The 25,245-nt window shown below is 65.3% G+C and carries 29 protein-coding genes, 1 other RNA gene, 1 pseudogene and 1 riboswitch; of the genes and pseudogenes, 20 read left to right on the top strand and 11 right to left on the bottom strand.

Going from position 1 to position 25,245, the window contains the following annotated elements:
• The first annotated feature begins 48 nt into the window (after window positions 1-48).
• A complete protein-coding gene (locus C2I19_RS14545) occupies window positions 49-849 on the top strand; it encodes a YoaK family protein (protein ID WP_103903411.1) in 801 nt (266 codons plus the stop codon).
• Window positions 850-1,124: 275 nt separating this feature from the next.
• Window positions 1,125-1,268 (top strand): annotated as a pseudogene (locus C2I19_RS14540) (arginase family protein); the annotation flags it as partial.
• Window positions 1,269-1,539: 271 nt separating this feature from the next.
• On the opposite strand, the gene cobS reads toward C2I19_RS14540, so the two are convergent.
• Genes cobS through cobT form a run of 3 tightly spaced genes read right to left on the bottom strand, consistent with a single transcriptional unit; the run spans window position 1,540 to window position 3,892 of the window.
• A complete protein-coding gene (gene cobS / locus C2I19_RS14535) occupies window positions 1,540-2,271 on the bottom strand; it encodes an adenosylcobinamide-GDP ribazoletransferase (protein ID WP_103903410.1) in 732 nt (243 codons plus the stop codon).
• On the bottom strand, window positions 2,259-2,861 hold the full coding sequence (locus tag C2I19_RS14530; RefSeq protein WP_103903409.1) for a histidine phosphatase family protein: 603 nt from the start codon (window positions 2,859-2,861) through the stop codon (window positions 2,259-2,261). The genes cobS and C2I19_RS14530 overlap by 13 nt, the downstream gene beginning before the upstream one ends.
• The gene (cobT, locus tag C2I19_RS14525; RefSeq protein ID WP_103903408.1) at window positions 2,858-3,892 is read right to left on the bottom strand and encodes a nicotinate-nucleotide--dimethylbenzimidazole phosphoribosyltransferase; all 1,035 of its coding nucleotides are present in this window, start codon (window positions 3,890-3,892) and stop codon (window positions 2,858-2,860) included. Before cobT ends, C2I19_RS14530 begins: the two co-directional genes overlap by 4 nt.
• A 110-nt stretch (window positions 3,893-4,002) precedes the next feature.
• Window positions 4,003-4,215, top strand: a riboswitch (cobalamin riboswitch).
• 124 nt (window positions 4,216-4,339) lie between these two features.
• Between cobT and C2I19_RS14520 the strand changes: the two genes are divergently transcribed.
• The 7 genes from C2I19_RS14520 to C2I19_RS14490 all read left to right on the top strand — a co-directional run bounded on the left by C2I19_RS14520 (window position 4,340) and on the right by C2I19_RS14490 (window position 8,968).
• A complete protein-coding gene (locus C2I19_RS14520) occupies window positions 4,340-6,193 on the top strand; it encodes a TonB-dependent receptor domain-containing protein (RefSeq protein ID WP_103903407.1) in 1,854 nt (617 codons plus the stop codon).
• A 9-nt stretch (window positions 6,194-6,202) separates the two neighbouring features.
• Window positions 6,203-6,730: a bifunctional adenosylcobinamide kinase/adenosylcobinamide-phosphate guanylyltransferase gene (gene cobU, locus C2I19_RS14515; RefSeq protein WP_103903406.1), complete on the top strand. Its 528-nt coding sequence runs from the start codon at window positions 6,203-6,205 to the stop codon at window positions 6,728-6,730.
• Window positions 6,727-7,599: a cobalamin-binding protein gene (locus tag C2I19_RS14510; protein ID WP_103903405.1), complete on the top strand. Its 873-nt coding sequence runs from the start codon at window positions 6,727-6,729 to the stop codon at window positions 7,597-7,599. Before cobU ends, C2I19_RS14510 begins: the two co-directional genes overlap by 4 nt.
• A gap of 21 nt (window positions 7,600-7,620) precedes the next feature.
• Complete coding sequence (locus tag C2I19_RS14505; RefSeq protein ID WP_103903404.1) at window positions 7,621-7,830, top strand: hypothetical protein; 210 nt, start codon at window positions 7,621-7,623, stop codon at window positions 7,828-7,830.
• The gene (locus C2I19_RS14500) at window positions 7,827-8,138 is read left to right on the top strand and encodes a cell division protein ZapA (protein ID WP_103903403.1); all 312 of its coding nucleotides are present in this window, start codon (window positions 7,827-7,829) and stop codon (window positions 8,136-8,138) included. Before C2I19_RS14505 ends, C2I19_RS14500 begins: the two co-directional genes overlap by 4 nt.
• A 25-nt stretch (window positions 8,139-8,163) precedes the next feature.
• Window positions 8,164-8,346, top strand: a non-coding RNA gene (ssrS, locus tag C2I19_RS14495) — 6S RNA.
• 10 nt (window positions 8,347-8,356) lie between these two features.
• The gene (locus C2I19_RS14490; RefSeq protein WP_103903402.1) at window positions 8,357-8,968 is read left to right on the top strand and encodes a 5-formyltetrahydrofolate cyclo-ligase; all 612 of its coding nucleotides are present in this window, start codon (window positions 8,357-8,359) and stop codon (window positions 8,966-8,968) included.
• A 2-nt stretch (window positions 8,969-8,970) separates the two neighbouring features.
• Here C2I19_RS14490 and C2I19_RS14485 read toward each other — a convergent pair whose 3' ends face one another.
• Entirely contained in the window at window positions 8,971-10,524 is a 1,554-nt protein-coding gene (locus C2I19_RS14485) for a POT-type proton-dependent oligopeptide transporter (RefSeq protein WP_103903401.1), read from the bottom strand.
• Window positions 10,525-10,701: 177 nt separating this feature from the next.
• Here C2I19_RS14485 and C2I19_RS14480 point away from each other — a divergent pair, with 177 nt between their 5' ends.
• On the top strand, window positions 10,702-10,974 hold the full coding sequence (locus C2I19_RS14480) for a DUF1294 domain-containing protein (RefSeq protein ID WP_103903400.1): 273 nt from the start codon (window positions 10,702-10,704) through the stop codon (window positions 10,972-10,974).
• Window positions 10,975-11,046: 72 nt separating this feature from the next.
• On the opposite strand, the gene C2I19_RS22030 is transcribed toward C2I19_RS14480, so the two are convergent.
• Window positions 11,047-11,205 carry a hypothetical protein gene (locus C2I19_RS22030; protein ID WP_158253717.1) on the bottom strand — a complete coding sequence of 53 codons (159 nt, stop codon included), beginning with the start codon at window positions 11,203-11,205 and terminating at the stop codon, window positions 11,047-11,049.
• Between the two features lie 126 nt (window positions 11,206-11,331).
• On the opposite strand from C2I19_RS22030, the gene C2I19_RS14475 reads away from it, so the two are divergent.
• From C2I19_RS14475 to holA, 7 genes are all read left to right on the top strand, one after another.
• Complete coding sequence (locus C2I19_RS14475; protein ID WP_103903399.1) at window positions 11,332-11,805, top strand: EVE domain-containing protein; 474 nt, start codon at window positions 11,332-11,334, stop codon at window positions 11,803-11,805.
• Window positions 11,806-11,863: 58 nt separating this feature from the next.
• A complete protein-coding gene (locus C2I19_RS14470) occupies window positions 11,864-13,036 on the top strand; it encodes an acyltransferase family protein (protein WP_103903398.1) in 1,173 nt (390 codons plus the stop codon).
• Window positions 13,037-13,066: 30 nt separating this feature from the next.
• Window positions 13,067-13,876 (top strand): sulfite exporter TauE/SafE family protein, encoded by an 810-nt coding sequence (locus C2I19_RS14465; protein WP_103903397.1) that lies wholly within the window; start codon window positions 13,067-13,069, stop codon window positions 13,874-13,876.
• A 70-nt stretch (window positions 13,877-13,946) separates the two neighbouring features.
• Complete coding sequence (locus tag C2I19_RS14460) at window positions 13,947-14,333, top strand: hypothetical protein (RefSeq protein WP_146056824.1); 387 nt, start codon at window positions 13,947-13,949, stop codon at window positions 14,331-14,333.
• Between the two features lie 160 nt (window positions 14,334-14,493).
• Window positions 14,494-17,112, top strand: coding sequence for a leucine--tRNA ligase (gene leuS / locus C2I19_RS14455; RefSeq protein WP_103903395.1), 2,619 nt, complete (start codon window positions 14,494-14,496; stop codon window positions 17,110-17,112).
• Window positions 17,113-17,193: 81 nt separating this feature from the next.
• Window positions 17,194-17,748 (top strand): LPS-assembly lipoprotein LptE, encoded by a 555-nt coding sequence (locus tag C2I19_RS14450; RefSeq protein WP_103903394.1) that lies wholly within the window; start codon window positions 17,194-17,196, stop codon window positions 17,746-17,748.
• Window positions 17,729-18,733 carry a DNA polymerase III subunit delta gene (holA, locus tag C2I19_RS14445; protein WP_103903393.1) on the top strand — a complete coding sequence of 335 codons (1,005 nt, stop codon included), beginning with the start codon at window positions 17,729-17,731 and terminating at the stop codon, window positions 18,731-18,733. The genes C2I19_RS14450 and holA overlap by 20 nt, the downstream gene beginning before the upstream one ends.
• 44 nt (window positions 18,734-18,777) lie before the next feature.
• On the opposite strand, the gene C2I19_RS14440 is transcribed toward holA, so the two are convergent.
• The gene (locus C2I19_RS14440) at window positions 18,778-19,953 is read right to left on the bottom strand and encodes an MFS transporter (protein WP_158253716.1); all 1,176 of its coding nucleotides are present in this window, start codon (window positions 19,951-19,953) and stop codon (window positions 18,778-18,780) included.
• Between the two features lie 134 nt (window positions 19,954-20,087).
• Here C2I19_RS14440 and C2I19_RS14435 point away from each other — a divergent pair, with 134 nt between their 5' ends.
• Window positions 20,088-20,969, top strand: a complete 882-nt coding sequence (locus C2I19_RS14435; RefSeq protein WP_199181195.1) for a LysR family transcriptional regulator — start codon at window positions 20,088-20,090, stop codon at window positions 20,967-20,969.
• Window positions 20,966-21,406, top strand: coding sequence for an HIT family protein (locus tag C2I19_RS14430; protein WP_103903391.1), 441 nt, complete (start codon window positions 20,966-20,968; stop codon window positions 21,404-21,406). The genes C2I19_RS14435 and C2I19_RS14430 overlap by 4 nt, the downstream gene beginning before the upstream one ends.
• A gap of 381 nt (window positions 21,407-21,787) precedes the next feature.
• Here the strand turns inward: C2I19_RS14430 and rlmH are convergent, their stop codons facing one another.
• From rlmH to C2I19_RS14410, 4 genes are all read right to left on the bottom strand, one after another.
• Complete coding sequence (gene rlmH / locus C2I19_RS14425) at window positions 21,788-22,258, bottom strand: 23S rRNA (pseudouridine(1915)-N(3))-methyltransferase RlmH (protein WP_103903390.1); 471 nt, start codon at window positions 22,256-22,258, stop codon at window positions 21,788-21,790.
• Window positions 22,259-22,322: 64 nt separating this feature from the next.
• Entirely contained in the window at window positions 22,323-22,691 is a 369-nt protein-coding gene (gene rsfS, locus C2I19_RS14420; RefSeq protein WP_103903389.1) for a ribosome silencing factor, read from the bottom strand.
• Window positions 22,692-22,770: 79 nt separating this feature from the next.
• Window positions 22,771-23,409 (bottom strand): nicotinate-nucleotide adenylyltransferase, encoded by a 639-nt coding sequence (gene nadD, locus C2I19_RS14415; protein WP_103903388.1) that lies wholly within the window; start codon window positions 23,407-23,409, stop codon window positions 22,771-22,773.
• The gene (locus C2I19_RS14410) at window positions 23,406-23,993 is read right to left on the bottom strand and encodes a beta-class carbonic anhydrase (protein WP_103903387.1); all 588 of its coding nucleotides are present in this window, start codon (window positions 23,991-23,993) and stop codon (window positions 23,406-23,408) included. Before C2I19_RS14410 ends, nadD begins: the two co-directional genes overlap by 4 nt.
• Window positions 23,994-24,282: 289 nt before the next feature.
• Here C2I19_RS14410 and C2I19_RS14405 point away from each other — a divergent pair, with 289 nt between their 5' ends.
• The gene (locus C2I19_RS14405; RefSeq protein ID WP_103903424.1) at window positions 24,283-24,843 is read left to right on the top strand and encodes an acetate uptake transporter; all 561 of its coding nucleotides are present in this window, start codon (window positions 24,283-24,285) and stop codon (window positions 24,841-24,843) included.
• Window positions 24,844-24,901: 58 nt separating this feature from the next.
• Here the strand turns inward: C2I19_RS14405 and C2I19_RS14400 are convergent.
• The coding region (locus tag C2I19_RS14400; RefSeq protein ID WP_233201211.1) for a hypothetical protein at window positions 24,902-25,245 on the bottom strand (344 nt) is incomplete at its 5' end.

Here is a 25,245-nt window from a genome sequence, read left to right as displayed (position 1 = left end):
ATATCAAGACGGCGGCGCTAGGCCGCCGTTTTGCTTATTCAGAACCCAATGGCCCGACATTTCCATATCACCCGGCTGCTAGACCGCGGCCGCTTCAACGACAAAGTGCTGCGCCAGCTGGGCTGGTCCATGGCCTTCATCGCCGGCGCCCTCAATGCAGGCGGCTTCCTGGCCGTGCACCGCTACACCTCGCATGTGTCCGGCATCGTCTCCGGCATGGCCGACGCCTGGGCGACCGGCGAGATCCGCCTGGCCTTGTCATTGCTGGTGATGTTGTGCTGCTTTGTCGGCGGGGCCATGCACAGCACCTGGCTGATTCTGTGGGCGCGGCGGCAGCGGCTGCGCGGCGGCTACGGCGTGTCGATGATGGAGGAGGCGCTGCTGTTGCTGGTGTTCGGCCTGCTCGGCGCCGGGCTGTCGTTGCACAAGGGCCTGTTCACGCCGCCGACGGTGATGCTGCTGTGCTTCATCATGGGCATGCACAATACCATCGTCACCAAGCTGTCCGGCGGGCTGTTGCGCAGCACGCATATGACCGGCATCGCCACCGACCTGGGCATCGAACTGGCCAAGATGAGTTACTTCAACCGGCAGGCCAACCCGCGCGTGGCGGCCATCCGCTCCAATCGCAAGAAATTCCGCGTCTACGCGCTGATCCTGCTGGCTTTCTTTGTCGGCGGCGTGGTAGGGGCGCTGGGCTTCAAACACCTCGGTTTCGGCTTTACGCTGCCCTTGGCGCTGTTCTTGTTCCTGTTGGGCCTGCGGCCCGCCTGGTACGACGTCAAACTGCGCTGGCGCTGGTGGCGAGGCCGTTTGGCGGCGCGCCGTTCCGCCGCCGCCGCCGCATAGTCTTCACTTGAACGTATCGCCTCATCGCGGCACACTTCGGGTTTCCGTGCCGCGGGGCGCGGCAGCCTCAAGCCGTCGATTGGGCAAGATGGACGGCAATCGCTGCGAAGTCATGTGGAATCAATGTCTTGGCCGCAGGCAGCGTACTCTCGATTGGAGAGTGGCATGAGTGATGAAATGATTTACGGCGATGGCGCCATCCGCTGTCAGAGCCTGTACGGCTCCTTCATCGAAAACACCTACGCCGGCGTGCTGTCCTTCGCAACTACACTTGCAATCTGGAAGGCATGGACGTGGTGGAAGTGGCCACGAGCTACGACCAGAGCGAAATCACAGCCCTCGCCGCCGCGCACATCGCCCGTGACATGCTGTGCCTGATGCGCAACAAGAAGGCGGAAGGCAAGCTGCAAGCGGTTTAAGTCCCGAGAATGACGCCGTTCCTTTGAAAGAAGGAGCGGCGTTTTTATTGAGGCATTGAAAAGCAGTGGGGCGTCCGCTGCGCGGACCGGATGATCTCATGGCGGGGCTGCCCGCCGAGCAGGTCGGAGAGCTGTCTCGCCAGCGCCTATCGCTGAGCGAATCAAAGATTCGCACGCAGGCATCCATAGGCGACCCCGACAGCGCGGCGCCGGCTTGCGCTGATGGGGAGAGGGGTGGGGCGGTGCGGTTTCACGCTTTGGATGGCGTGTTTCAAATCCACCCTGGCACTCGACATAGCAACAAGCCCAGCATCGCGATCTCGCCAATCTCTACCCCCGCGCCCAGGCAGTCGCCGGTCATGCCGCCCAGGCGGCGCTTCAGGAACAGCCACCAGGCCAGGCCGGCCAGCGGGGCCGGCAGCAGCGCCGGGGCCAGCCAGGCAGACAAGACAAGCAAGGCGGTCAGGTTCAAGCCCATGCCGGCCCAGTCCTTGCGCCAGGAGAAGCGTTCGCCGCTGCCCGGCGCGATGGCCGGCAACGTGGCGGACCAGATGACCGCGAAGCCGCGCGCCCAAGCGGGAACCAGCAGCAAGCCCCAGGCCAGGCCGCCCTGGCGGGCGATCAGCATCAGCAGCACCAGCTTGGCGGCGATGGCGAGGATCAGGGAGAGAACGCCGAAGCTGCCCAGATGCGGGTCTTTCAACACCTCGAAGAAGCGCTCGCGCGAGCGGTGTGCCGCGCCCAGCGCGTCGGCGAGATCGGCCAGTCCGTCCAGATGCAGGCCGCCGGTGACGCCCACCCAGACCAGCAGCGCCAGCAGCGCCGCCAGCCAGGGATCGATCAGGCTGCCCAGATGCAGGGCCGCCAGCAGCAGCGCGCCGACGATGACGCCGACTGCGGGAAACCAGCGCGCGCTGGCGGCCAGCCACTCGGGCTTGAACTCCGCCAGCTGCGGCGTGGGCAGGCGGGTGAGGAACTGCACCGCCAGGATCAGTCCTCGCATGGAGACTCCAGCCGCAGCAGGTAGGCCGGGTGGCCTTCCAGCATGGACAGCTGGACGAAGCCGCCGCGCTGCACCGTCATCAGCCTGGCCACCGAGAATTCGGTGCCCAAGAGTTCCGCCATCAGCGCCGTGATCACGCCGCCGTGGGTCACCAGCAGCCGGTGGCTGCCGCGCGCCTCGGTCATCCAGTCGGCCAGGCCGGCAAGCACGCGGGTGCGGAACTGCTCGAAGCTTTCGCCGCCGGGCGGGCAGAACCGGCCTTCGGCCAGTGCGGCGCCCCAGCCCGGGCTGGCGCGCTCCAGCTCGGACGCCGGCTGGCCGTCCCAGTCGCCGAAGTCCATCTCGGCGAAGCGCGGGTCCACCCGCAAGGTCAGCGATCCGCATAGCGCCTGGCGGACCGCGAACTCGCGGCAGCGCTGCAGCGGCGAGGTGGCGATGGCGGTGACCGGGGCCAGGCCGCTGATGCGGCGCCAGCTGGAGGCCAACTGCCGCTGGCCCAGCTCGGTCAATGGCAGGTCGGTCAGGCCGATCAGCCGGCCGTCGTGATCGATGTCGCCATGGCGCAGCAGGGTCAGGGTGTAGGGGTTCATGCGGATTTGCCGCTGATGCCGGCCTCCTCGAAAGTGGCCATCTCGTTGTGCAGCCGCACCGCCAGTTGTAGCAGCGGCACGCAGACGGCGGCGCCGGAGCCTTCGCCCAAGCGCATGCCCAGGTCCACCAGCGCCGGCAGCTGCAAGGCAGCCAGAGCGTGGTCGTGGCCGGGCTCGGCCGAGCGGTGGCTGGCCAACAGCCAGTCATGCAGCGAGGGCTCCATGGATTTGGCGCACAGCGCGGCGGCGCTGGCGATGAAACCATCGATCAGCGACGGCACGCCCAAGCGCGCGCCTTCCAGGTAGAAGCCGGCCATGGCGGCGATTTCCAGGCCGCCGAGCTCCGCCAGCGTGTCCTGGCCGCTGAGATTCTCCCAGGCCACTCTGGCCAGCGCGGTCTTGACCACGCGCAGCTTGTTGGCGAGGCCGATGTCGTCTATGCCGGTGCCGCGGCCCACCACCAGCTCGGGGGAGGCGCCGGTCAGCCGGCAAATCAGCGCGGCCGACGCGGTGGTATTGCCTATGCCCATGTCGCCGGCGATCAGCAGATTGGCGCCGGCCTCCACCGCGCGGCGGGCGGCGGCGCGGCCGACTTCCAGCGCGGCCGAGGTTTCCTCGGCGCTCATCGCCGTTTCCTTGGCCAGGTTGCGGCTGCCGGCGCGCACCTTGGCATGGACGATGGGCAGGGCGGATACATCGCCGGCCACGCCCGCGTCGACCACCTCCAGCCGCGCGTCCAGCGCGCGCGCCAGCACGCAGATGGCCGCGCCGCCGTTGGCGAAGTTGCGCACCATTTCAGTGGTGACGGCGGACGGGAAGGCGGATACGCCTTCCACGGTGACGCCGTGGTCTCCGGCGAACACGGTGATGGCCGGGCGCGGCGCCTCCGGCTTGGCGCGCCCCTGCCAGGCGGCGAAGCGGCAGGCCAAGTCCTCCAGCTGGCCCAGGCTGCCGGGCGGCTTGGTAAGCGTGGCCTGGCGGGCGCGGGCGGCGTTGCGGGCGGAAAGATCCAGGGGTTTGCTGCTGTTCATGTTCTGGCCTGCTGCTATGGAATGATCAGAAAGAGGTCGACGGCGCGCGTGCCGGCGTCGGACTCTAAGCATATTACTGCTTGGCCGGTGCCGCCAAAAGCCCGGCGGGTTATAATCGCCGCCTTGCAGGTGTCCGCGCGGCCAGGCTGAAGTCCGGCGCGCGGATGAAACGGGAAGCCGGTGCGAAACCGGCGCTGCCCCCGCAACGGTAAGGCCTGGCGCGACTGCGCCCGGGCGACGCAGCGAGCCACTGTCCACAAGGATGGGAAGGCGCGTCGCCGGCATGGCCGAGCCCGGAGACCGGCCTGCATGCCCGGCCGGAAGCCGGGCCCATGCTGAAGAATCGCGGGGAGGCGATCCGACAGGCGTTCCGGTCTACCCGTGTCGTCCTTTGCTGTTGTTGTCCTCTTCGCACTCAACGTCGCCCTTATCGTGGAGTGTGCCCTCATGTTCAAGCTTCAACCCTGCGCCGCGCTGGCAGCGCTGGCCTGTTCCGGCCTGGCCCTGGCCGATGATGTTCCCCAGTTCGCCGGCGATCCGGTGATCGTGACGGCGAGCCGCGTCGCGCAGCCGCTGTCCAAAACCCTGGCCGACGCCACCGTGATCACGCGAGATGAGATCGAAGAAAGCGGCGCGCAGACCTTGCAACAGGTGTTGTCGCGCCAGGCGGCGATCAGCATCACGACTAATGGCGGTCCCGGTTCCAATAGCAGCATCTTCATGCGAGGAACGAATTCTAACCATACCGTAGTGCTGGTGGATGGCGTACGCATGTCATCGGCGACCTTGGGCACCACGGCTATCCAGAATATCCCGCTGGAGCAGATTGACCGCATCGAAGTCCTGCGCGGCCCGGCTTCCAGCCTATACGGCGCCGACGCCATTGGCGGCGTGATCCAGATTTTTACGCGCCAAGCTGAGGATGGGTTGCATGTTAATGCGGGCCTAGAGGTCGGCAGTCGCGGCACTGGGAAATTGACCGCAGGGGTGAACGGTAAGAACGGAAATACCGCCTACAGCCTACAACTGAATCATGCCCAGTCCGATGGTTTTTCGGCGACCAATCAGCGTAACGTCGGCTATTACAATCCCGATAATGATGGGTATCGTAATGACGGTTATGCCGCTAACGTGACGCAGACACTTTTGCCCGGCCATGATCTGACAGTTCGTTTGTTTCAGACGTTTTCCCAAGCGGATATCGATTACAGTAGCAACTGGACCGGTCAAGACCGTTCCAAGTCGCGTTTGACCGGACAAAGCATCGAGTCGAAAAACCAGTTTAACGGTGTCTGGACAAGTACATTACGTTTTGCGCGAAGCCAGGATAAGTCTGAGGATTTCCATGATGGTAATTTCAACCAGCGCGCTAGTTTCTTTGAGACGACGCAGAATGAATGGTTGTGGCAAAACGACCTAAGCACGAAAATTGGCGTGTTTGTTTTTGGCGCAACCCATCAGGATCAGAAAATTGCTAGTGATGGCGTTTACGTTAAAGATACTAGAATCGTGAATGCTGTTTTCGCGAATTACCAGTTGGATTTGGGCAGCCATCTGTTGCAGGCTAGCGTTCGAAACGACCATGACGACCAGTTCGGCGGCAAGATTACCGGCAAGGCAGACTATGGTTATCGTTTCGCCGATGGTTGGTTGGCGCGCGTAAGTTTTGGCACGGGCTATAAGGCTCCCTCGTTCAACGATCTCTATTACCCGGACAGCGGCAATCCTAATTTGAAGCCGGAAACTTCCAAAAACACTGAACTGGCCGTGCAGTACCGGAAGGCTGGCCGCTCGGCTAGCCTGACCCTGTTCCAGAACAAGGTAGAGCAATTGATTCAGTGGGCGCCAGTCGATCCTGTAAATCCATTCTCATCGTGGAGTCCAGCCAATGTGGCCAGCGCGACAATTCGCGGACTGACCGTTGAGGCGGGCGGGCAGTGGTTGGGTATCGATTGGCAGGGCAATTTGACATTGCTGGATGCACGCGACGACAAGACCGGCAATTGGCTGAGCAACCGCCCGCGCCAAAGCGCCAACTTTTCGGCCTCGAAACAATGGGATAAATGGACGCTGGGTGTGGAACAGCAAGTCGCGTCGCGCCGCGCAGGCGATACATTCAACACCGAGGCCAAAGCCCTGCACGGCTACGGCGTGACCAATGCCTACGCGAACTACCGCTTCGCCAAGAACTGGACCGCCACGGCGCGGATCGACAATCTATTCGATCGCGAATACGAAACGGCCTATGGTTACAACACGGGAGGACTGGGCGCTTTCATCGGCGTCCGTTACAGCCAGTAAGGAATCGTCATGCCCCACCTGATCACCGGCGGCGCCCGCAGCGGCAAGACCCGCCACGCAGAGGAACTGGCCCGCCAGCATGGCGGTCCGGTGTGTTATCTGGCCACCGCCGAGGTGCGGGACCCCGAGTTCGCGCGCCGCGTGGATCGGCATCGCGCCCAGCGGCCCAAGCACTGGGGCCTGGCCGAATCCGGCCGCGGCCTGGCCGCCGCGGTCGCCGCGCATGACCGCGCCGGCGGCATGCTGGTGGTCGATTGCCTGGGCATGTGGCTGATGCGCTTTTTCGGCGCGTCCGGCTTCGACGAAACCGAGTTCGTGGTGGAGCGCGACGCGCTGTTGGCGGCGCTGGGCCGGCTCAAGGGCGGGGCGCTGCTGGTGACCAACGAGGTAGGCTGGGGCGTGGTGGCGGCGGATGCCGAAACGCGCCGCTTCGTCGATGAACTAGGCCGGCTCAACCAGCTGGTGGCCGCGCGCTGCGACCGGGTGACGCTGGTGGCCTGCGGCCTGCCGCTGCCCCTGAAGGGCGGGCAGGCATGAGGCGCGCGCTGCTTCTGTCGGCTTGGCTGCTGGCCGGCGCGGCCCAGGCGGCGATCAGCGTCGAGGACGGCGCGGGGCAGACGGTGACGCTGGCCCGGCCGGCACAGCGGATCGTCAGCCTGGTGCCGCACGCCACCGAGTTGCTGTTCGCCGCCGGCGCCGGCGACAAGGTGGTGGCCGCCGTTGATTACAGCGACCATCCGGAAGCGGCCAAGAAGCTGCCGCGGGTGGGCGGCTATACCGGCTTCAGCCTGGAGGCGGTGATGCGCCAGCGGCCGGATCTGGTGGTGGCCTGGCGGGACGGCGGCGCGGCGCGCGAGGTGGAGCGGCTGAAGCGGCTGGGCGTGCCGGTATTCGTCAGCCACCCGCTGCAGCCGGGCGATGTGGCGCTGGAAATCGGCAAGCTGGGCCGGCTGGCCGGCACCGAGGCGGCCGCAGAGCGCGCCGCCCTGCAATACCGCCAGCGGCTGGCCGCGCTGCAGCAGCGTTACGGCGGCCGGGCGCCGGTGCGGGTGTTCTACCAACTCAGTCCCTCGCCCATTTTCACCGTCAGCGGCAAGAGCTATATCGACGCGCTGATCCGCGCCTGCGGCGGCGTCAACGTGTTCGCTGATCTGCCCGTGCCGGCGCCGCAGGTTTCCACCGCCTCGGTCGTGGCGGCGCAGCCACAGGCCATCATCGCCGCGGACGGCGCGGCGCTGGACATGTGGCGGCGTTGGAAAGCCTTGCCGGCCGTGGCCAGCGGCGCGCTGTTCACGTTGTCCGACGACGCCGTCAGCATTCCCGGCCCGCGGCTGGTGGATGGCGCGGCGGCCCTGTGCGGCCGCCTGGACGAGGCGAGGCAACGGCTGGGTTTGACGGCCAGGTAGCCGCCCGTTATCCTCGCCGCCATGGACAATGAACTGGAATACCTTGAGTCCCGCGTCGCGGCGCTGATCGTCCGCATCCGGGAGCTGGAAAGCCAGAACGGCCGTTTCGCCGAGGCGCTGTCCGAAGCGCTGAAGGAAAACGCCGAGCTGAATTTCCGCGTCAACGAAACCCGCAACCGGGTGGCGGCGCTGATGGCGCGCCTGCCGGCTGCGCCGGAGAAAGAGCAATGAGCGACGTGGTTCAGGTCGACATCGAACTGTTGGGCCGCCATTTCACCATAGGCACGCCTGCGGGCGAGCAGGACACGCTGCTGGAGGCGGTGCGTTTGCTGGAGGGCAAGATCGCCACTATCCAGCAACACGGCAAGGTGATGGACGCGGACAAGATCGCCATCATGGCGGCGCTGAACATCGCGCACGACCTTCTGAAGACGAAAGTCGGAGAGGGCTTGGAGATGGCGGCGTTTCAGCGTAAAATACGCGGCATGGGCGAGGCGGCCGACGAGGCGCTTCGCCAGAGCCAACAGCCGCTGTTCTGAAAGAACGGCGCGCGACAGGCAAGTTTCTCCCCTGCGGTGTTCGTGAAGGCACACAATTCCTTTGTACCAATGCGTTCGCTTCTGGCTGCCAGCGTGAGACATGGGTGTGACGCGTCCCTTGAGGACGCGCCCGAAATGTCTGGCAGGCGGCCCCTCCTGGAAACAGGGTACAAGCGAATTTTGCCCGAACGGCACTCGCGGGGGGCTCCCCACCCCCGATGACACTCCCCATCGCCCCCCTGGACAAGCCCGCATTGCGGCGCAGCATACGGCGCGCCCGCATGGCCCTATCGCCGGCCTACCGCGCCGCGGCCGCGCGCGCCATCGTCCGCCATGCAGCAAGGCTGCTCAGGCGCGGCAAGCGCGTAGGCGGCTACCTGGCCGCCGGCTCAGAGCTGGACCTTTCCGAATTGCTGAACGAGGCGCTGTGGCGCGGCGGCGAAGTGTATTTGCCGCAGATCCCGCGCCGCGGCCGCCGTTTGTGGTTCACCCGCCTGGGCGCGGCGGACCGCTGGTATCTGCACCCGCGCTATCGGATTCTGGAATACGGCGGCGCGCGGCGGCGCGCGGAAAAGCTGGACCTGCTCTTCGTGCCCCTGCTGGGGGTGGACCGGGAAGGTTATCGGATGGGGCAGGGCGGCGGCTTCTACGACACCACCCTGGCCTTCCGCCGCCGCCATCCGCAGGGCAGCGGTCCGCTATTGGTGGGCGTGGCCTTCGATTGCCAGCTGGTGGACGCGGTGCCGCGCGAGCCGTGGGACGTGCGGCTGGATTATCTATTGACCGAATCCGGCCTGCGGCGGCTGCCGCTGGCCGGACCGGCCACTTAGGATCACGCCGCCCGGTAGTGGCTGACCTCGCGGTAACGGCGGGCGTACAGGCCGAAGACCAGCGCGGCGAACAGCGCGATGCCGGCGAAGAAGAACATCAGGAAGGCCTCCAGGCTCAGGCCGCTGGCCGATACCGTGCTCTTCATCGCGGCGCTGGCCACGCCGGCGTTGATCAGCAGCACCCACAGATTGCCGACGGTGGTGGACAGGCCCCAGAAGCTCATCAAGGTGCCCTTCATCGACAGCGGCGCCTGGCTGTAGGCGAATTCCAGGCCGGTGGCCGAAACCAGCACCTCGCCCATGGTCAGCAGCGCGTAAGGCAGGATCTGCCAGGCGATGGACAAGGCGTCGCCGCTGTCCAGATGCAGCTGCATCATGCCCACTACGATCCAGGCCAACGCGCTGAACACGATGCCGGCGGTCATGCGCTTGAGCGCGGTGGGTTCGACGCCCATGCGGCGCAGCGCCGGGTACAGCACCAGGTTGTTGAACGGGATCAGCATCATCACCAGCGCCGGATTCAGCGCCTGCATCTGCGACGGCGCAAACCACTCCGGCTTGCTCATGAAGCCGGCCTGGATCACCCAGGTGGAAGCCTTCTGGTCGAACAGCGACCAAAACGGCGTCACCAGCGCGAAGATGATCAGAATGCGCAGCACGGCGCGCACGCCTTGCAGCGCCTCTTCCGGATGGCGGTCGCGCAGCGCGTCCAGTTGCCACCAGGCGGCCAGGCTGGCGCTGAACAGCACCAACACCAAGGCCAGGCAGAAGCCGGCCACCAGGCCTTGGCCCAGGTTCAGGCTGCCATAGATGGCCAGCGCCACGCCGGCGGCGAACAGCCAGCCGCCGCGGCGGCCGTTGGCCGGCGACAGAATGCCGGATTTGAGCACTTGCCAGAATGAATGCGGGTCTTTGGGCGCGGGGGGCAGAATGGTGTAATGCTTGCGGCCCAGCCAGAAAATCGCCAGCGCGATGAACATCAGCACGCCCGGAATGCCGAAGGCTACCGACGGGCCGTACGATTTCAGGAAGACCGGCATCAACAGCGAGGCGAACAGCGAGCCGAAGTTGATGATCCAGTAGAATGAGTCGAACACCACTTTGGCCAGATGCTTGTTCGATTCATTGAACTGGTCGCCGCAGAACGAGGATACGCAGGGCTTGATGCCGCCGGAACCTATGGCGATCAGCGCCAGGCCGGCGTAGAAGCCGGTCAGATTGTTCTCGAACAGCGCCAGGCAGGCGTGGCCGACGCAATATAGCAGGCTGAAGGCGACGATGGTGTTGTACTTGCCCCAGAGCCGGTCGGCCAGCCAGCCGCCCAAGAGCGGGAAGAAATACACCCCTATCATGAAGTTGTGGAAGATGTGCTTGGCCTCGCCGGCGCGCATGTCTTCCGGCAGATACAGCAGCAGCGAGGTGGTGAGGAAGGCGGTGAGGATGTTGCGCATGCCGTAGAAGCTGAAGCGCTCGCAGCCCTCGTTGCCGATGATATAGGCGATCTGGCGCGGCATGGCGCCGCTGGCGGCAGGCGCCTGCGTGGTGGCGGTCGTCATGGGACGGTTTCTCCCGAGTCGTTGAACGTGCAAGCCCCGGACTCGCCGGGGCATCGTTTTTGTGCGAACCATCATAAGGGCGGCTGGGGCGCGGACTGGCGAGAATATGGTAAACACGCCTTACAAAATTCGAACATTCTGAAATTGGACGAATTTCATGCATTTGGAGCGATGAGGATGGTTCAGGCGCTATCGATCTGGCTGGCGGCGGCCAGCCTGCTGACGTTTGCGGCGTACTGGCGGGACAAGCGGGCGGCGCGCGCCGGACAATGGCGTACGCCGGAGGCTACCTTGCTGTTGCTGGGGCTGGCGGGAGGCTGGCCCGGCGGCTGGCTGGCGCGGCGCTGCTTCCGGCACAAGACGCGCAAGCAGCCGTTCCGCCTGCTGTTCTGGCTGGGCGCTTTGGCCAATCTGGCGGCGCTGGCGCAGCTGTGGCGCTGGCTGGATTAGGTTTGGCCTATTGGGCGGACGCGCCGCTGAGTCGCCTGGCGTAGCGCCAGATGCGGGGCGCGGGAGGCGGTTTTAACGCCAGCGGTCATGCGGCCCATAGACAAAGACCGGCGCCATCGGCACCACCACGACCGGGCGCACCGCCACCGGCGCCGGCGCGACATAAGGCGGCGCCACCACGCAGCCGCCCAGGCTGCCTATCGCGATAACGGCCAATATCCACGTTTTCATCTGCATGCTCCCTGGCTTGCGGACAGGGCGAGCGCCTGCTCCGTTGAAACCAGCATACGAGCCAATCTTTCCAGTAAGATTGAGCAAGTTTTGCCCTTTTCCCCCAGCGATTAACGGATATTGCCCATGCGCTACTGGCTGATGAAGTCTGAGCCCGATGAAACCTCGATCGACCACCTGGCCGCAGAGCCGGCGCGGCTGTTCGAATGGACTGGCGTGCGCAACTACCAGGCGCGCAACTTCATGCGCGACGACATGCGGCCCGGCGATCTGCTGCTGTTTTGGCATTCGTCCTGCCCGGAGCCGGGCATCGCCGGCATCGCCGAAGTGGCGGCGACGGCGCATGCGGACTCCAGCCAGTTCGACCCGGCCAGCCCCTACCTCGACGCCAAGTCCGATCCGGCCAATCCGCGCTGGCTGTGCGTGGATGTCCGCTTTGTCAAAAAGACGCGGCTGGTGTCGCCGGCCGAGTTGCGCCGGCATCCGCTGCTGGAGGGCATGACCGTGCTCAAGCGCGGCAACCGGCTGTCCATCACGCCGGTGACGGCGGAGGAGTGGGCGTATCTGATGGACTTGCTCGGCGTGGGCCAGCCTCGTTGATGCTTGGCGCGCGGATATTCCTGTGTAATATTTTGGCGTTTCTATTCCGGGATGCGCCATGTCTTCCATCGAAACGCGCAATCCGCGCATAGATTGCCTGCGCGGCATCGCCATCGGCTGCGTGCTGCTGCTGCACTTCATGCTGGCGTATGGTCTCAAGGACAGCCTTTTGGGCAGTTTGCTGTCGGCGCCCTTGCTGGGCGCGCTGGCGCGCAACGGCAATTACGGCGTGACGATGTTCTTCGTCGTGTCCGGCTTCCTGATCGTGTCGCAGTCGCAGCGGCGCTGGGGCAGCCTGCCAGCCATCGATATCCGCGCTTTCTACGTACAGCGCTTCGCCCGCATCATGCCTTTACTGGTGCCGACGCTGGCGCTCATCGTGGCGCTGGGCCGCCTGGGCCTGCCCCATTTCAGCAATACCGACGGCGGCCACCATTTGCCAGCCTCGTACTTTTGGGTGGCGGCCGGCTCGGTGCTGACCTTTTGGCACAATCTGCTGATGCAGTCGGTGGGCTACTTCAACTATTGCCTGAACGTCTATTGGTCGCTGTCGGTGGAGGAGGTGTTCTACCTGGCGCTGCCTCTGCTGTGTCTCGCGCTGAGGCGGACCTGGCTGCTGGCGGCGGTCTGCCTGCTGCTGATCGTCGCCGGGCCGCTTTACCGGGCGGCGCATCCGGACAACGAGATCGATTACCTGTACGGCTATCTGGCCTGTTTCGACGCCATCGCCATCGGTTGTCTGGCCGCCTTGGCCGCCCATCGAGTCCGGCTGGCCGACGGCCAGGCCCGGCTGCTGCGCTGGGCGGGTTTGCTGGCGCTGGGCGGGGTGTATCTGCGGGGCATCGCCGGCAACCAGGTGTTCGGCTTCAGCTGGGTGGCGCTGGCCAGCGCGATGTTCTTGCTGGGCGCGGCGCGCGCGCCGGCGCTGGATGGCTGGCGCGAGCGGGCGACGCGTCCGCTGCGCTGGCTGGGTCGGCACAGTTATGAGTTGTACTTGCTGCATATCGTGGTGCTGGCCGGCTTGCGCAATCTGCTGCCTAAGGGAAGCATCGGTTATTGGGAGCGCCTGCCGCTGTTGTGCGCGTTTGTGGCGGCGTCGGCGTTGTTGGCGCATCTGGCCGCCCGCTATTGGTCGGAGCCATGCAACCGGGCGATCCGCCGGCGCTGGCTTCGCCGTCAAAATGGCGAGAGTGTTCCGCCAAGCGCGAAGCGGGGGGATTCTTTGGCATGATGGAAGCCGATATCGGTAAAAGGAGCGGGCATGTTGTCGATTGAGCTTTGGACCGCGTTGCTGGCTTGCGGAGCGGTGGCCGGTTTTCTGGCCGGCCTGCTGGGGGTGGGCGGCGGCCTGATCATCGTGCCGGTGGTGTTGGCGGTGCTGTCCGCCGCGCGTCTGGGCGGCGAGCACGCGCAGCACCTGGCGGTGGGCACTTCGCTGGCGGTGATGGTGTTCACCAGCCTGTCCAGCGTGCGCGCGCATCACAAGAAGGGCGCGGTGGACTGGGGGATCGTGCGCAGCATGGCGCCGGCGATGGTGGCGGGCACGCTCTTGGGCAGTCTGATCGCCGGCTGGATTTCCGGCCTGGCGCTGCGCTGGTTCTTCGTCGCCTACGCTTACGCGGTGGCGCTGCAGATGCTGGCCGGACGCCAGCCCAAGGGCGGGCTGGGCATGCCGGGCTGGGCCGGGCAGGGGGCCGCCGGCAGCATCATCGGCATGATTTCCAGCTGGGTGGGCATCGGCGGCGGCTCGATGAGCGTGCCTTTCATGAGCTGGTGCAATGTGCCGGTGCATACCGCCATCGCCACCAGCGCGGCGCTGGGCTGGCCGATCGCCGTGTCCGGCGCGGTCGGCTACTTGTACAGCGGCTGGGGCGCGGCGGGATTGCCGCCCGGCGCAGTCGGTTTTATTTATCTGCCGGCGATGCTGGCGCTGATGCTGATGACGGTGCTGCTGGCGCCGGTCGGCGCCAAGGCCGCGCACCGGCTGCCGGTGCCCAAATTGAAAAAAGCTTTCGCCGCGTTGATGGCGGCGATGGCCAGCGAGATGCTGTACAGCCTGTTGCGCGGCTGAGGTCTTCTGCAACCTTGTCGGCTTGCCTGTGGTCGAACCGGTTTGACCGACAGTGAAAGGACGACGCGTGTTGAGAAGCGCGATTGTGTGCGTGGCGGGCATGCTGGCGGCGGCGCCGACGGCCTTCGCCTACAGCGACGAGGCCAGGCTGCCCTTCGCCGGCCAGCCGGGCGAGCTGCCGCTGGAGGTGGCGCTGCGTTTCGCCAAGAACCGCCTGGGCGAGGATGGACGCTTCGAGTACGCCACGCTGAAGGTTGTCCAGACCAGCCGGCCGGAGGCGTTCGACCGGGCCGGCATCACGCTGATCCGCGAGGGGATGATGGACGACAGCGTCAAGGGCGTGCGCCAGCGCTTCGCGCTCAGCCGCGAAGAGAACGTCTGGACGCTGCGCGCGGTGAAGGAGGACTTCTCCTGCCGGCGCGGGCGCAAGGGCTGGGGACTCAAGCCCTGCCTCTGAGGCGTCGCGCCAAGCATTTGTTTTTCGGGTCTTATCGCCGACGCGAAGACGCCGTTATAATGGGGCAATCATTTTGCGGACGGGCTGACCGGATGCATGCGCGCGGATCGCGCTCCGGGCAGCCCGCCTTTTGTATTTCAGAGTCCAGACAAAGATCGCCATGCAAGAACAATACAGCCCGCGCGCGGTGGAAGCCGCCGCCCAGCAGAAATGGCAGAATACTGCCGCCTTCAAGGCCGTGGAAGACGCGTCGCGTCCCAAGTATTACGCGCTGTCGATGTTCCCGTACCCGTCCGGCAAGCTGCACATGGGTCATGTGCGCAACTACACCATCACCGACGTGCTGGCCCGCTTCAAGCGGCTGCAGGGCTTCAACGTGCTGCAACCGATGGGCTGGGACGCCTTCGGCCTGCCGGCCGAGAACGCGGCGATGAAGAACGGCGGCGCGCCGGCGGCGTGGACCTACGCCAACATCGAATACATGAAGACCCAGCTGGACAGCCTGGGCTTCGCCCTGGACTGGGAGCGCGAGCTGGCCACCTGCAAGCCGGACTACTACCGCTGGGAGCAGTGGCTGTTCACCCGCCTGTTCGAAAAGGGCGTGATCTACAAGAAGAACGGCGTGGTCAACTGGGACCCGGTGGACCACACCGTGCTGGCCAACGAGCAAGTGGTGGACGGCCGCGGCTGGCGCTCGGGCGCGCTGGTGGAAAAGCGCGAAATCCCGATGTACTACTTCCGCATCACCGACTACGCCGAGCAGCTGCTGGCAGACCTGGACAAGCTGGACGGCTGGCCGGAGCAGGTCAAGACCATGCAGCGCAACTGGATAGGCAAGAGCTACGGCTCCGACGTGGTGTTCCCGTATGACGAGGCCAGCATCGGCCACGGCGGCGAGTTGAAGGTCTACACCACCCGTCCGGACACGCTGATGGGCGCCACTTATGTCGCCGTGGCCGCCGAACACCCGCTGGCCACCCAGGCCGCGGCCGGCAATGCCGAGCTGCAGGCCTTCATCGCCGAATGCAAGTCCGGCTCCGTCGCCGAGGCCGACGTGGCCAAGATGGAAAAGAAGGGCATGGACACCGGCCTGTTCGTCATTCATCCGCTGACCGGCGACAAGCTGCCGGTATGGGTGGCCAACTACGTGCTGTGGGGCTATGGCGAAGGCGCGGTGATGGCCGTGCCGGCGCATGACGAGCGCGATTTCGAGTTCGCCAACAAATACGGCTTGGCCATCAAGCAGATTTACGCCAAGGTTGAGGGCGAGAACGATTTTGACGCCAAGGCTTGGCAAGACTGGTACGCCGCCAAGGATGATTCCATCCGCACCATCCACAGCGGCAAATACGATGGCAAGGGCTTCTCCGCCGCCTTTGACGCCATCGTATCCGATCTGGAAGCCAAGTCCGCCGGCGCCAAGAAAACCCAGTACCGCCTGCGCGATTGGGGCATCAGCCGCCAGCGCTACTGGGGCTGCCCTATCCCCATCATCCATTGCGCCAGCTGCGGCGACGTGCCGGTGCCGGAACAAGACCTGCCGGTGACGCTGCCGGAAAACGTGCACCCGGACGGCGCCGGCAGCCCGCTGGCCAAAATGCCGGAATTCTACGAAACCAGCTGCCCGAAGTGCGGCGGCGCGGCCAAGCGCGAAACCGACACCATGGACACCTTCGTCGAGTCCAGCTGGTACTACGCCCGCTACGCCTCGCCCAAGTGCGATACCGCGATGGTGGACAAGAAGGCGGCCGACTACTGGCTGCAGGTTGACCAATACGTAGGCGGCATCGAACACGCCATCCTGCACCTGCTGTACGCGCGCTTCTTCCACAAGCTGATGCGCGACGAAGGCCTGGTGTCGTCGGACGAGCCGTTCAAGAGCCTGCTGACCCAGGGCATGGTGATCTGCGAAACCTTCTACCGCGACCTGCCCAACGGCTCCAAGGACTGGATCGCGCCGCAGGATGTGATCCTGGAACGCGACGCCAAGGGCAAGATCGTGGCGGCCACGCATCGCGTCGACGGCCAGCCGGTGGTGGTGGGCGGCATCGAGAAAATGTCCAAGTCCAAGAACAACGGCGTGGACCCGCAGGAGTTCATCGAGAAATACGGCGCCGACACCGCGCGCCTGTTCATGATGTTCGCCGCGCCGCCGGAGCAGAGCCTGGAGTGGTCCGACGCCGGCGTGGAAGGCGCGTTCCGCTTCCTGAAGCGCCTGTGGAAGAGCGCGCGCGAGCACGTCGAAGCCGGCGTGGTCGCCCCGTATAGCGCGGGCGAGCTGAACGCCAGCCAGAAGGAGCTGCGCTTCAAGCTGCACGGCACCATCCAGAAAGTGGCCGACGATTACGGCCGCCGCCAGCAGTTCAACACCGCCATCGCCGCGGTGATGGAGCTGTTGAACGCCTACGACAAGGCCGACACCGCGGGCGAAACCGGCCGCGCCGTGGCGCAGGAAGTGCTGGAAGCCGCTACCCTGCTGCTGTCGCCCATCGTGCCGCACGTCTGCGACGGCATCTGGAACGAGCTGAAGCCGGGCACCGAGCTGCTGGCGCAATCCTGGCCCAAGGTGGACGAGAGCGCGCTGGTGAAGAGCGAAATCGAACTGATGGTGCAAGTGGCGGGCAAGCTGCGCGGCAGCGTGACTGTGGCCGCGGACGCGTCCAAGGACGCGATCGAAGCCGCCGCGCTGGCGCACGAAAACGTGATCAAGTTCATGGAAGGCAAGCCGGCTAAGAAGATCATCGTGGTGCCGGGCCGCTTGGTGAACATCGTCGTTTAATCCTATCCTGACGCGCGGCGCGGGGCAGCATGGCTGTCCCGCGCCGTTTTGACTGGCGGATCATCCGCCATGGGGGGTGCAATGAAACAATCTTTGCGTTACGCGCTGCTGGCCGGCTTCGTTTTGCTGCTCAGCGCCTGCGGCTTCCATTTACGCGGCCTGGGCGGCACGATCAAGCCCTTGCCTTTTGCCTCGCTGTATCTGGAGGCCGGCGGCAAGGCGATCGAGTCCGATCTGCGCACTGTGCTGGCGCGCCAGCCCAAGCTCGCGTTGCTGGACCAGCCCAAGGGCGCGCAAGCTGTGCTGAGCGTAGTGAACGAGAGCCAGTCCAAGGACATTCTCACCATCAATACCGGCGGCAAGATCAATGAGTACCAGCTGACCTATGTGGCCACCGTCAGGCTGGTGCTGAACGGCGTGCCGATGGAGCCGGACATGACGGCGACGGTGCGCCGCAGCATGAACTATTCGGATAACCAGGTGTTGGGCAAGCAGCAGGAGGAAGAGCTGTTGTGGACCGATGCCCGCCGCGACGCCGCCGAGCAGATCGTGCGCCGCCTGGCTTATCTGAAAGCGCCGCCGGCCGCGCCGGCCGGCGGGCAGAGCGTGAAGCCCGATGCCGTCCCTCAGCCCTGACGCGCTGAACGCCGCGCTGGCCAAGGGCCTTGGGCCCTTGTACCTGGTGCATGGCGAGGAGGCGCTGCTGGCGCTGGAGGCGGCTGACGCGGTGCGCCAGGCCGCCCAGGCGGCCGGCTATCTGGAGCGCGAGGTGCTGACGGTGGAGGCCGGCTTCGATTGGTCGCAGCTGGCCGACTCCATGTCCAGCGTGTCGCTGTTCGCCTCGCTGAAGCTCTTGGAAATCCGCATTCCCGGCGGCAAGCCGGGCGTGGAAGGCGCGGAGGCGCTGCAAAAGCTGGCCGCCGCGCCGCCGCAGGACACCATCACCCTGATCACCCTGCCCAAGTTGGACAAGGCGCAGCAGCAGAGCAAGTGGTTCACCGTGCTGGATAAGGCGGCGCAGGTGGTGGAAGCCAGACTGGTGGGGCGCGCCGAGCTGCCCGGCTGGATGAGCCGCCGCTTGAAGGCGCAGGGCCAGCAACTGGGCGCGGAGGCGCTGGCGTTTTTCGTCGACCGGGTGGAAGGCAATCTGCTGGCCGCGCGGCAGGAAGTGGACAAACTGGCGCTGCTCTATCCCAAGGGCGAGCTGAGCCTGGCCGACTTGCAGGCGGCGGTGGCCAATGTGGCGCGCTTCGACGTGTTCCAGCTTTCCGAAGCCTGGTTGTCCGGCGACATGCCGCGGCTGATGCGGATGCTGGACGGACTGATGGCCGAAGGCGAGGCGCCGGTGCTGGTGTTGTGGTCGTTGGCCGAGGATGTGCGCATGCTGCTCAAGCTGCGCCAGGGCCTGAAAGACGGCCGCCAGTTGCGGGACATGGCGCGCGAGCTCAGGCTGTGGGGCGAAAAGCAGAAGTTGGCGGAGCCGGCGCTGCGCCGCATCGGCCCGCGCAAGCTGATGGACGCGCTGTCCGAGTGCGCGCGCATAGACCGCCAGATCAAGGGCGTGGAGCCGGGCGAGCCCTGGCAGACCATGCGGGCGCTGGCGACGAAACTGGCCGCCTGATTGCCAGATCCTTCAGAAACGGACCGTTTTCGCGGTCCGTTTTTTTATGCTTGAGCCAGCGCGTGGTCTTTATCCCGTGGATGGCGCGCGATGAACAGCGCCAGCAGCAGAGTCAGTCCCGCCAAGCCTGCGGCCAACAAGCTGGTGTGCGCCAGCGCGCCGCCATGTTCCAGCAGCCGGCCCGCCAGCCAGGCGCCCAAGGCATTGCCCAGATTGAATGCCCCGACATTGAAGGCGGAGGCCCGCTCCGCAGCCTCGCCCGCCAGGCGGATGGCCAGTGCTTGCAGCAGCATGCACAGCGCGAAAGCCAGACCGCCCCACAGCGTCATCAGTGCCAGCGCGGCGGCCAACTGCGCCGCCAGCAGATGGAAAGCGGCCAGGCTGGCGCACAGCCAGGCCAAGGTCAGGATCAAGGCCCGCTCCAGTTTGCCATCCGCCAGACGGCCGCCTAGCCAGCCGCCCGCCACCAGGCCTGCGCCGCAGAGCAGCAAGGCAGCGCTGGCGTACTTCTCTGGCAAGCCGCCGACCTGGGTCAAGGTCGGCACCAGATAGGTGAAGAAAGCGAACATGCTGGCGGCGGCCAAGACGCTGGCCAGCAACGCTAGCCACGCGCGGGCCGGCAAACGCGCTTGCGGCTTGCCGCTGCGTGCTTCGCCGGCTTGCGTCGGCAATAGCCTTCGGATCAAAAACAGGGTGAGCAAACCCAGCGCGGCGACCGCGGCGAAAGTCGCGCGCCAGCCGGCCCATTGGCCCAGCCAGGCGCCAGCCGGCACGCCCAGCACATTGGCCAGCGTCATGCCGCTGAACATCAGCGCCATCGCTCGGCCGGCCATGCCGGGCGGGGCCAGCCGCGCCGCCATCACCGCCGCCGCGCCGATCAGGCTGGCGTGGCTGAGGGCGGTAAGCACCCGCGCCAGCAGCAGCAGCCACAAGCTGGGCGCCAGCAGGCAGGCCAGATTGCCGGCGATGAAGATCAGCATCAGTCCGCTCAGCGCGCGTTTCTCTTCCTGGCGGGCGATCAGCTTGGCCAGCAGCGGGCCGCCGGCGACCACGCCCAGCGCATAGCCGGAAACCAGATGGCCGGCGCGGGGCAGGTCGATGCGCAGGTCGGCGGCGATCAGGGGCAGCAATCCCATGATGACGAATTCGGCAGTGCCGATGGCGAAGGCGGCTGCCGCCAGCGTCAACAGGGCGGGGCTCAACAGGCGAGTAGCAGACATGGCTCTCTTTGCAGGGAAGAAAACCATCAGCCTAAACGGCGGCGGCGACGGGAAACAGCCGGGCGGCGCTCCGCACTTTGCGGAATCATTTGGCATGAATGGCGCTACACTTGCCGCTTGGGAAAGGAGGGCATGTGCTGGCTTCATTGGGCGAATTGGCGGTCTTCATCGCGGTGGCCGAGCAGGGCAGCTTTGTCGGCGCTGGGCGGCTATTGGGCGTGTCGGCGTCGGCAGTGGGCAAGCGGATCAGCCGGCTGGAGGCCGAGCTTGGCGTGCGGTTGCTGCAGCGCAGCACCCGCGCATTGGCGCTGACGGCGGAGGGGGAAACGGTATTGAGCCGAGGCAGGCGCATGTTGGAAGAGGCCGCTGCGATGCGCGCGGAGCTGGAGCAGTCCAGCAGCCGGCCTAGCGGCGTGTTGCGCTTGAGCTTGCCGCCGATAGGAGGAGTGATGATGGCGGAGCTGGCGGCTTTCCGGCGACGCTATCCCGAGGTGTCGCTGGAGCTGGATTACAGCGAGCGCAACGTGGACATCATCGAAGAAGGCTTCGACGCGGCCATCCGGGTGGGCGAGGGCGGCATAGGCAAGCTGCGCAGCCTGGCCTTGCCGGGATTCCGCCGCCTCATCGTCGCCGCGCCGGACTATCTGGCGCGGCATGGCATGCCGACCTCCGCGGCGCAATTGGCCGACCATCAGCTGATCCATTACCGCTCGCCCAATAGCGGCAAACTGGAGGCATGGCCCTTGGTCGATGCCGAGTGGCCGCGCGCGCTGGTGTGCAACAGCGTGCATGCGCGGCTGGATTTTGCATTGCGAGGACAGGGCATCGCCTGCCTGCCGGACATTTCCATCCTGCGCGAACTGGAAGATGGCAGCCTGCGGCCCTTATTGAATAGCGAACGCGGCGAGGTCATGTCGCTGCAACTGCTGTGGCCCGCGTCGCGCGGCTTGTCCGCCAGGCTGGAGGCCTTGCTGGGTTTCATGCGACAACAGCAAAATTGCAAGGCGCGCGTATGAGTGCGCTGCGGATTTTTGAAACCGATCATTGGCAAGCGACCCATAGGCGCGACGCCCGGTATCCGGGCTATTTAATCCTGTCCTCCAAGCAGCAGGCCGCCGAGCTGCATCAGCTAAGTGGCGCGGCATTGCAAGACCTGGGTGGCGCGCTCAAAAAAGCTGAAATATTGCTGCGGCAGGCATATCTGCCTTACAAGGTTGTCTTGTACAAACTCGGTTTCACTAGCGGCTTTAGCTGTCATTTCCATGTGGCGCCGATTACGGCCAGCCTGCTGGATGAAATCAAGGCCCATCCCGACTATGCCGAAGAGCCGGATGGCAATGATGCCATTTTATTTCTAAGCCGGATCTATTGCGAAAGAGCGTTGACCGAGCAGGAAGAGATGGCGCTGCAAGCTACGGCGCAAAGCCTGAGGCGCATGGCCTCGGCCAGCTAGGCTGCGGGCTTGTCCGCAAAATTGTGGATAAGTTCGGAATTGGCTTAAAGCTGTGGATAAATCCGTCGGGCGTGTCGTCGCGCCCGACTGCTTGCTAGTCTGAGAGCATCATTCCTTAACGGCTATATCGGCACTCACTTCATTGCCATGTACGGCGATTACGGCTTGATGCCGCTGCGCGGCGCCAGCCTGCTGGACAGCACTTTATCCGGTTGACTGTCCGACCGTTTCGCGCAGCAAACGCAGTGACTCGTTTATTACGGCTTGCGCGGGCTGGCACGGCTGTATCTGCCTAGAGAGGCATAGGTCGATGCCAGCATATAAAGCAGAAAGGCAAGCAGCAGTCTCCAAGCCAGACAGCGACCGCGACTCAGGCGCTGCTTATTCCCGGTGGTAGGGGTGATTGTTCAGTATCGAATAGGCGCGATAGATCTGTTCGGCCAGCATCACCCGCACCATGCCGTGCGGCAGCGTCATCGCGGATAATTGCAGCAATACGTCGGCGCGCTGTTTCAGTTCTTGAGACAGTCCGTCTGCGCCGCCGATGATGAAAACCACGTCGTCGCCGCCGGCCATCCATTCCTTTAGGCCTTCGGCCAGTTTGACCGAGGTCCAGTTCTTGCCGCGCTCATCCATCACCACCAGCCGCGCGCGCGGCGGAATGGCGGCGATCAGCCGTTCGTGTTCGGCGGCGATGCCTTTTTCAGCGGTGACGCCGCCGCCGCGCTTCTCCGGCTTGATCTCTTTCAGCTCCAGCGCGATGTCGCGGCCGAAGCGTTTGGCGTAGTCGGAATAGGCCTCGTCGACCCAGCGCGGCATCTTGGTGCCGACGGCGAGTATGGTGATTTTCATGGGGCGTGCGGGAGGAAAGGAAAAACAAAGGGCGGGCTTGGCGCCCGCCCATTCGGTCAGCCGTTTAGACGGACGACCACGGCTTGCCGGCGCCGGGCGCGAAGCTGGGCTTCTGGCCGCCCCACAGCGCCTCGATGTCGTAGTAGTCGCGCACGGCCGGCAGCATCACATGCACCACCACGTCGCCGGCATCCACCAGCACCCATTCGCCGCTTTCGTGGCCTTCGCTGCCGACGATGTCCACGCCGGCTTCCTTCAGCTTCACCTGCACGCTGTTGGCCAGCGCCTTGACCTGGCGGTTGGAGTCGCCGGTGGCGACGATCATGCGTTGGAACAGCGAGGTGAGTTTGCTGGTATCCAGCTCGATGATGTCCTTGCCCTTGATGTCTTCCAGGGCTTCCACTGCCAGTTTGCTGATTTCTTGGATTTCCATGATTCCTTTTCCTGTGCCGGTACTTAGCAGGCGCAGGAGCCGGCAAGAGGTACCAATAAAGAGCGGGTAGGGCAATGCCTTACCGGTATAGGCCGTGTTGGCGGATGTAGGCCAGCACGGCGGGGGCGATCAGGCCGTCCACCGCTTCGTCGGCGGCCAGGCGCGCGCGCAGCGCGGTGGCGGACAGGTCGAACGGCGGCAGGGCCAGGGGGCGGATTGTACCGGAAGCCGTTCGATTTGAAAAATCAGAGACTTGGCGAGCCTGCCATTCTTGGCGGATCACGGGGGGAAGGGCGGCGGGATCGAAGCCGGGGCGCATGGCGACGGCGAGATTGGCGAGCGGGAACAGCTCGCGCCAGTCCTTCCAGCGGTCCAGCGCGGCCAGCGAGTCGCCGCCTATCAGGAACCATAGCTCGGCTTTGTCGCCCAGTTCGGCGCGCAGTTCGCGCAGCGTGTCCACGGTGTAGGCCGGCCGGTCGCGCCGGACTTCGCGCGCGTCGGCGCTGAGCGCGGCGTCGCCGGCGATGGCCAGCCTGACCATGTCCAGCCGCTGGGCCGGGCTGGCGTGGGGGCCGCGGTCGCGGTGATACGGTTGTCCGGCCGGGATCAGCCGGACTTCATCGAGCTGCAGCTCGGCGGCGAAGGCGCGCGCCATGCGCAGGTGCGCATGGTGGATGGGGTCGAAAGTGCCGCCGAAGACGCCGATGCGTGGGCTCATTCGGGCGCGGCAGCCTTTTCGCCTTCGCCGTAGCCGTTGACGATGACTTCCAGGCGGCCGGTGGACGGGTGGATCACCATGCCGTGCACCGGGATGTCTTTCGGCATCAGCGGGTGGTTGCGTATGGTGTGCACCGAATGGCGAACGCTGTCGGCAACGTTGTCGAAGCCTTTCAGCCAGTTGTCCAGGTCGATGCCAGCGCCGCGCAGGGTGACGATGGTCTCTTCGCTGACGCCGCGCTCCTGGGCGTGGGCCAGCACCTTGTTCGGATCGATGGCGCGCATGCCGCAGTCGTGGTGGGCCACCACGCAGATTTCCTCGGCGCGCAGTTCGTAGACGGCGACGATCAGGCTGCGCATCACCGAACCCCATTGGTGGGTGATCAGCGCGCCGGCGTTCTTGATCAGCTTGACGTCGCCGTTCTTCAGGCCCATGGCCTTGGGCAGCAGCTCCACCAGGCGCGCGTCCATGCAGGCCAGAATGGCCAGGCCCTTGCCGGGAAACTTGTCGGTTTTGAATTGCTCGTACTCGCGGTTTTCCACGAAGGCGCGGTTGTGTTCGAGCAGGGTATGCAGTCGGTCCATATTGCGGTTTCCTGTGCGGATATCGGGACGGATTCACCTGTGCGTCCGGCGGGCGCAGAGGTGAATGCGCTCTGGAGGTTTTGCTCTAGTCCGGGCGGCATGCTACCACCAGCCGCGGCGGAGGGATAGAAATCGTCTCCGCGCTTGGCGTCCAGATGGGGGCGAATCGGCCACTATTCAATCTTATCCCAGTCGCGGCCATTTGATCGGGCGGCTTGTGCGTTGTGGCGCTTGTGCCTAGAATCGCGCCTTTTTGAAAATATCAACACATACTTATATGGAACGTTCTGTGAGTGAAAACCTGGCCAATCCGGCCCCGCTGGGCCTGATGGGCTTCGGCATGACCACCATCCTGCTCAATATCCACAATGCCGGCTTCTATCCGATCAGCGCCATGGTGTTGGCGATGGGCCTGTGTTACGGCGGCCTGGCGCAAATCATCGCCGGCATCATGGAGTTTCGCCGCGGCAACACTTTCGGCGTCACCGCCTTTCTGTCCTATGGCCTGTTCTGGCTGAGCCTGGTGTTGCTGCTGGTGCTGCCCAAGCTGGGCGTGGCCGAGGCCACGCCGGAAGGCTATATGGCCTGGTATCTGCTGTTGTGGGGCGTGTTTACCTTGTTCATGCTGGCCGGCACGGTCCGCTATCCGCGGGTCAAGCAGTTCGTGTTCGCCTCGCTGACCGTGCTGTTTTTCTTGCTGGCGGCGCGCGACTTCACCGGCAGCGCCTTCCTCGGCATGATCGCGGGCTTCGAAGGCATCATCTGCGGCGCCAGCGCCATCTATCTGGCGATGGCCACAGTGCTGAACGAGCAGTACGGCCGCACTGTCCTGCCTATCGGCGCGCGCTGATCCTGGCTTGTTTTGCCCAAACCGCCCCGCAGGCCCCGGCCGCGGGGCGGTTTGCGCTTCAATGGCGATGGCGCCCCAGCCACATCGCCGCGGCCTGAACCGCGACGGCGGCGGCCAGGGCCAGCGCGAAGGCCGCCGGCGAAGGCAGCGGTCCGAGCGCGAGCGCCGCGCAAAAGGCGATGAAGGCATAGAAGCCGCGCACCATGCCGCGCAGCAAGCGTATGGTGGCCGCCGGCCCGGCGCTGAGATGGCTGAATACTGCCAGCACGCTGCCCAGTACCGGAAAAACGGCCAGCAGGCCGCTCAGGCCTGGGCCCAGGCGGGAAGACAGGCCGGTGATGGCCAGCACCAAGGCGGCGCCCGCCAGCATGCGGGGGAGCATGCCGGCGCTGCGCGGCGCCA

The organism is Chromobacterium alticapitis, assembly GCF_002924365.1.
GTDB classification, from domain to species: Bacteria; Pseudomonadota; Gammaproteobacteria; order Burkholderiales; family Chromobacteriaceae; genus Chromobacterium; species Chromobacterium alticapitis.
The sequence above is the reverse complement of the archived record's forward strand: the minus strand, read 5'-3'. Positions and strand labels throughout refer to the sequence as shown.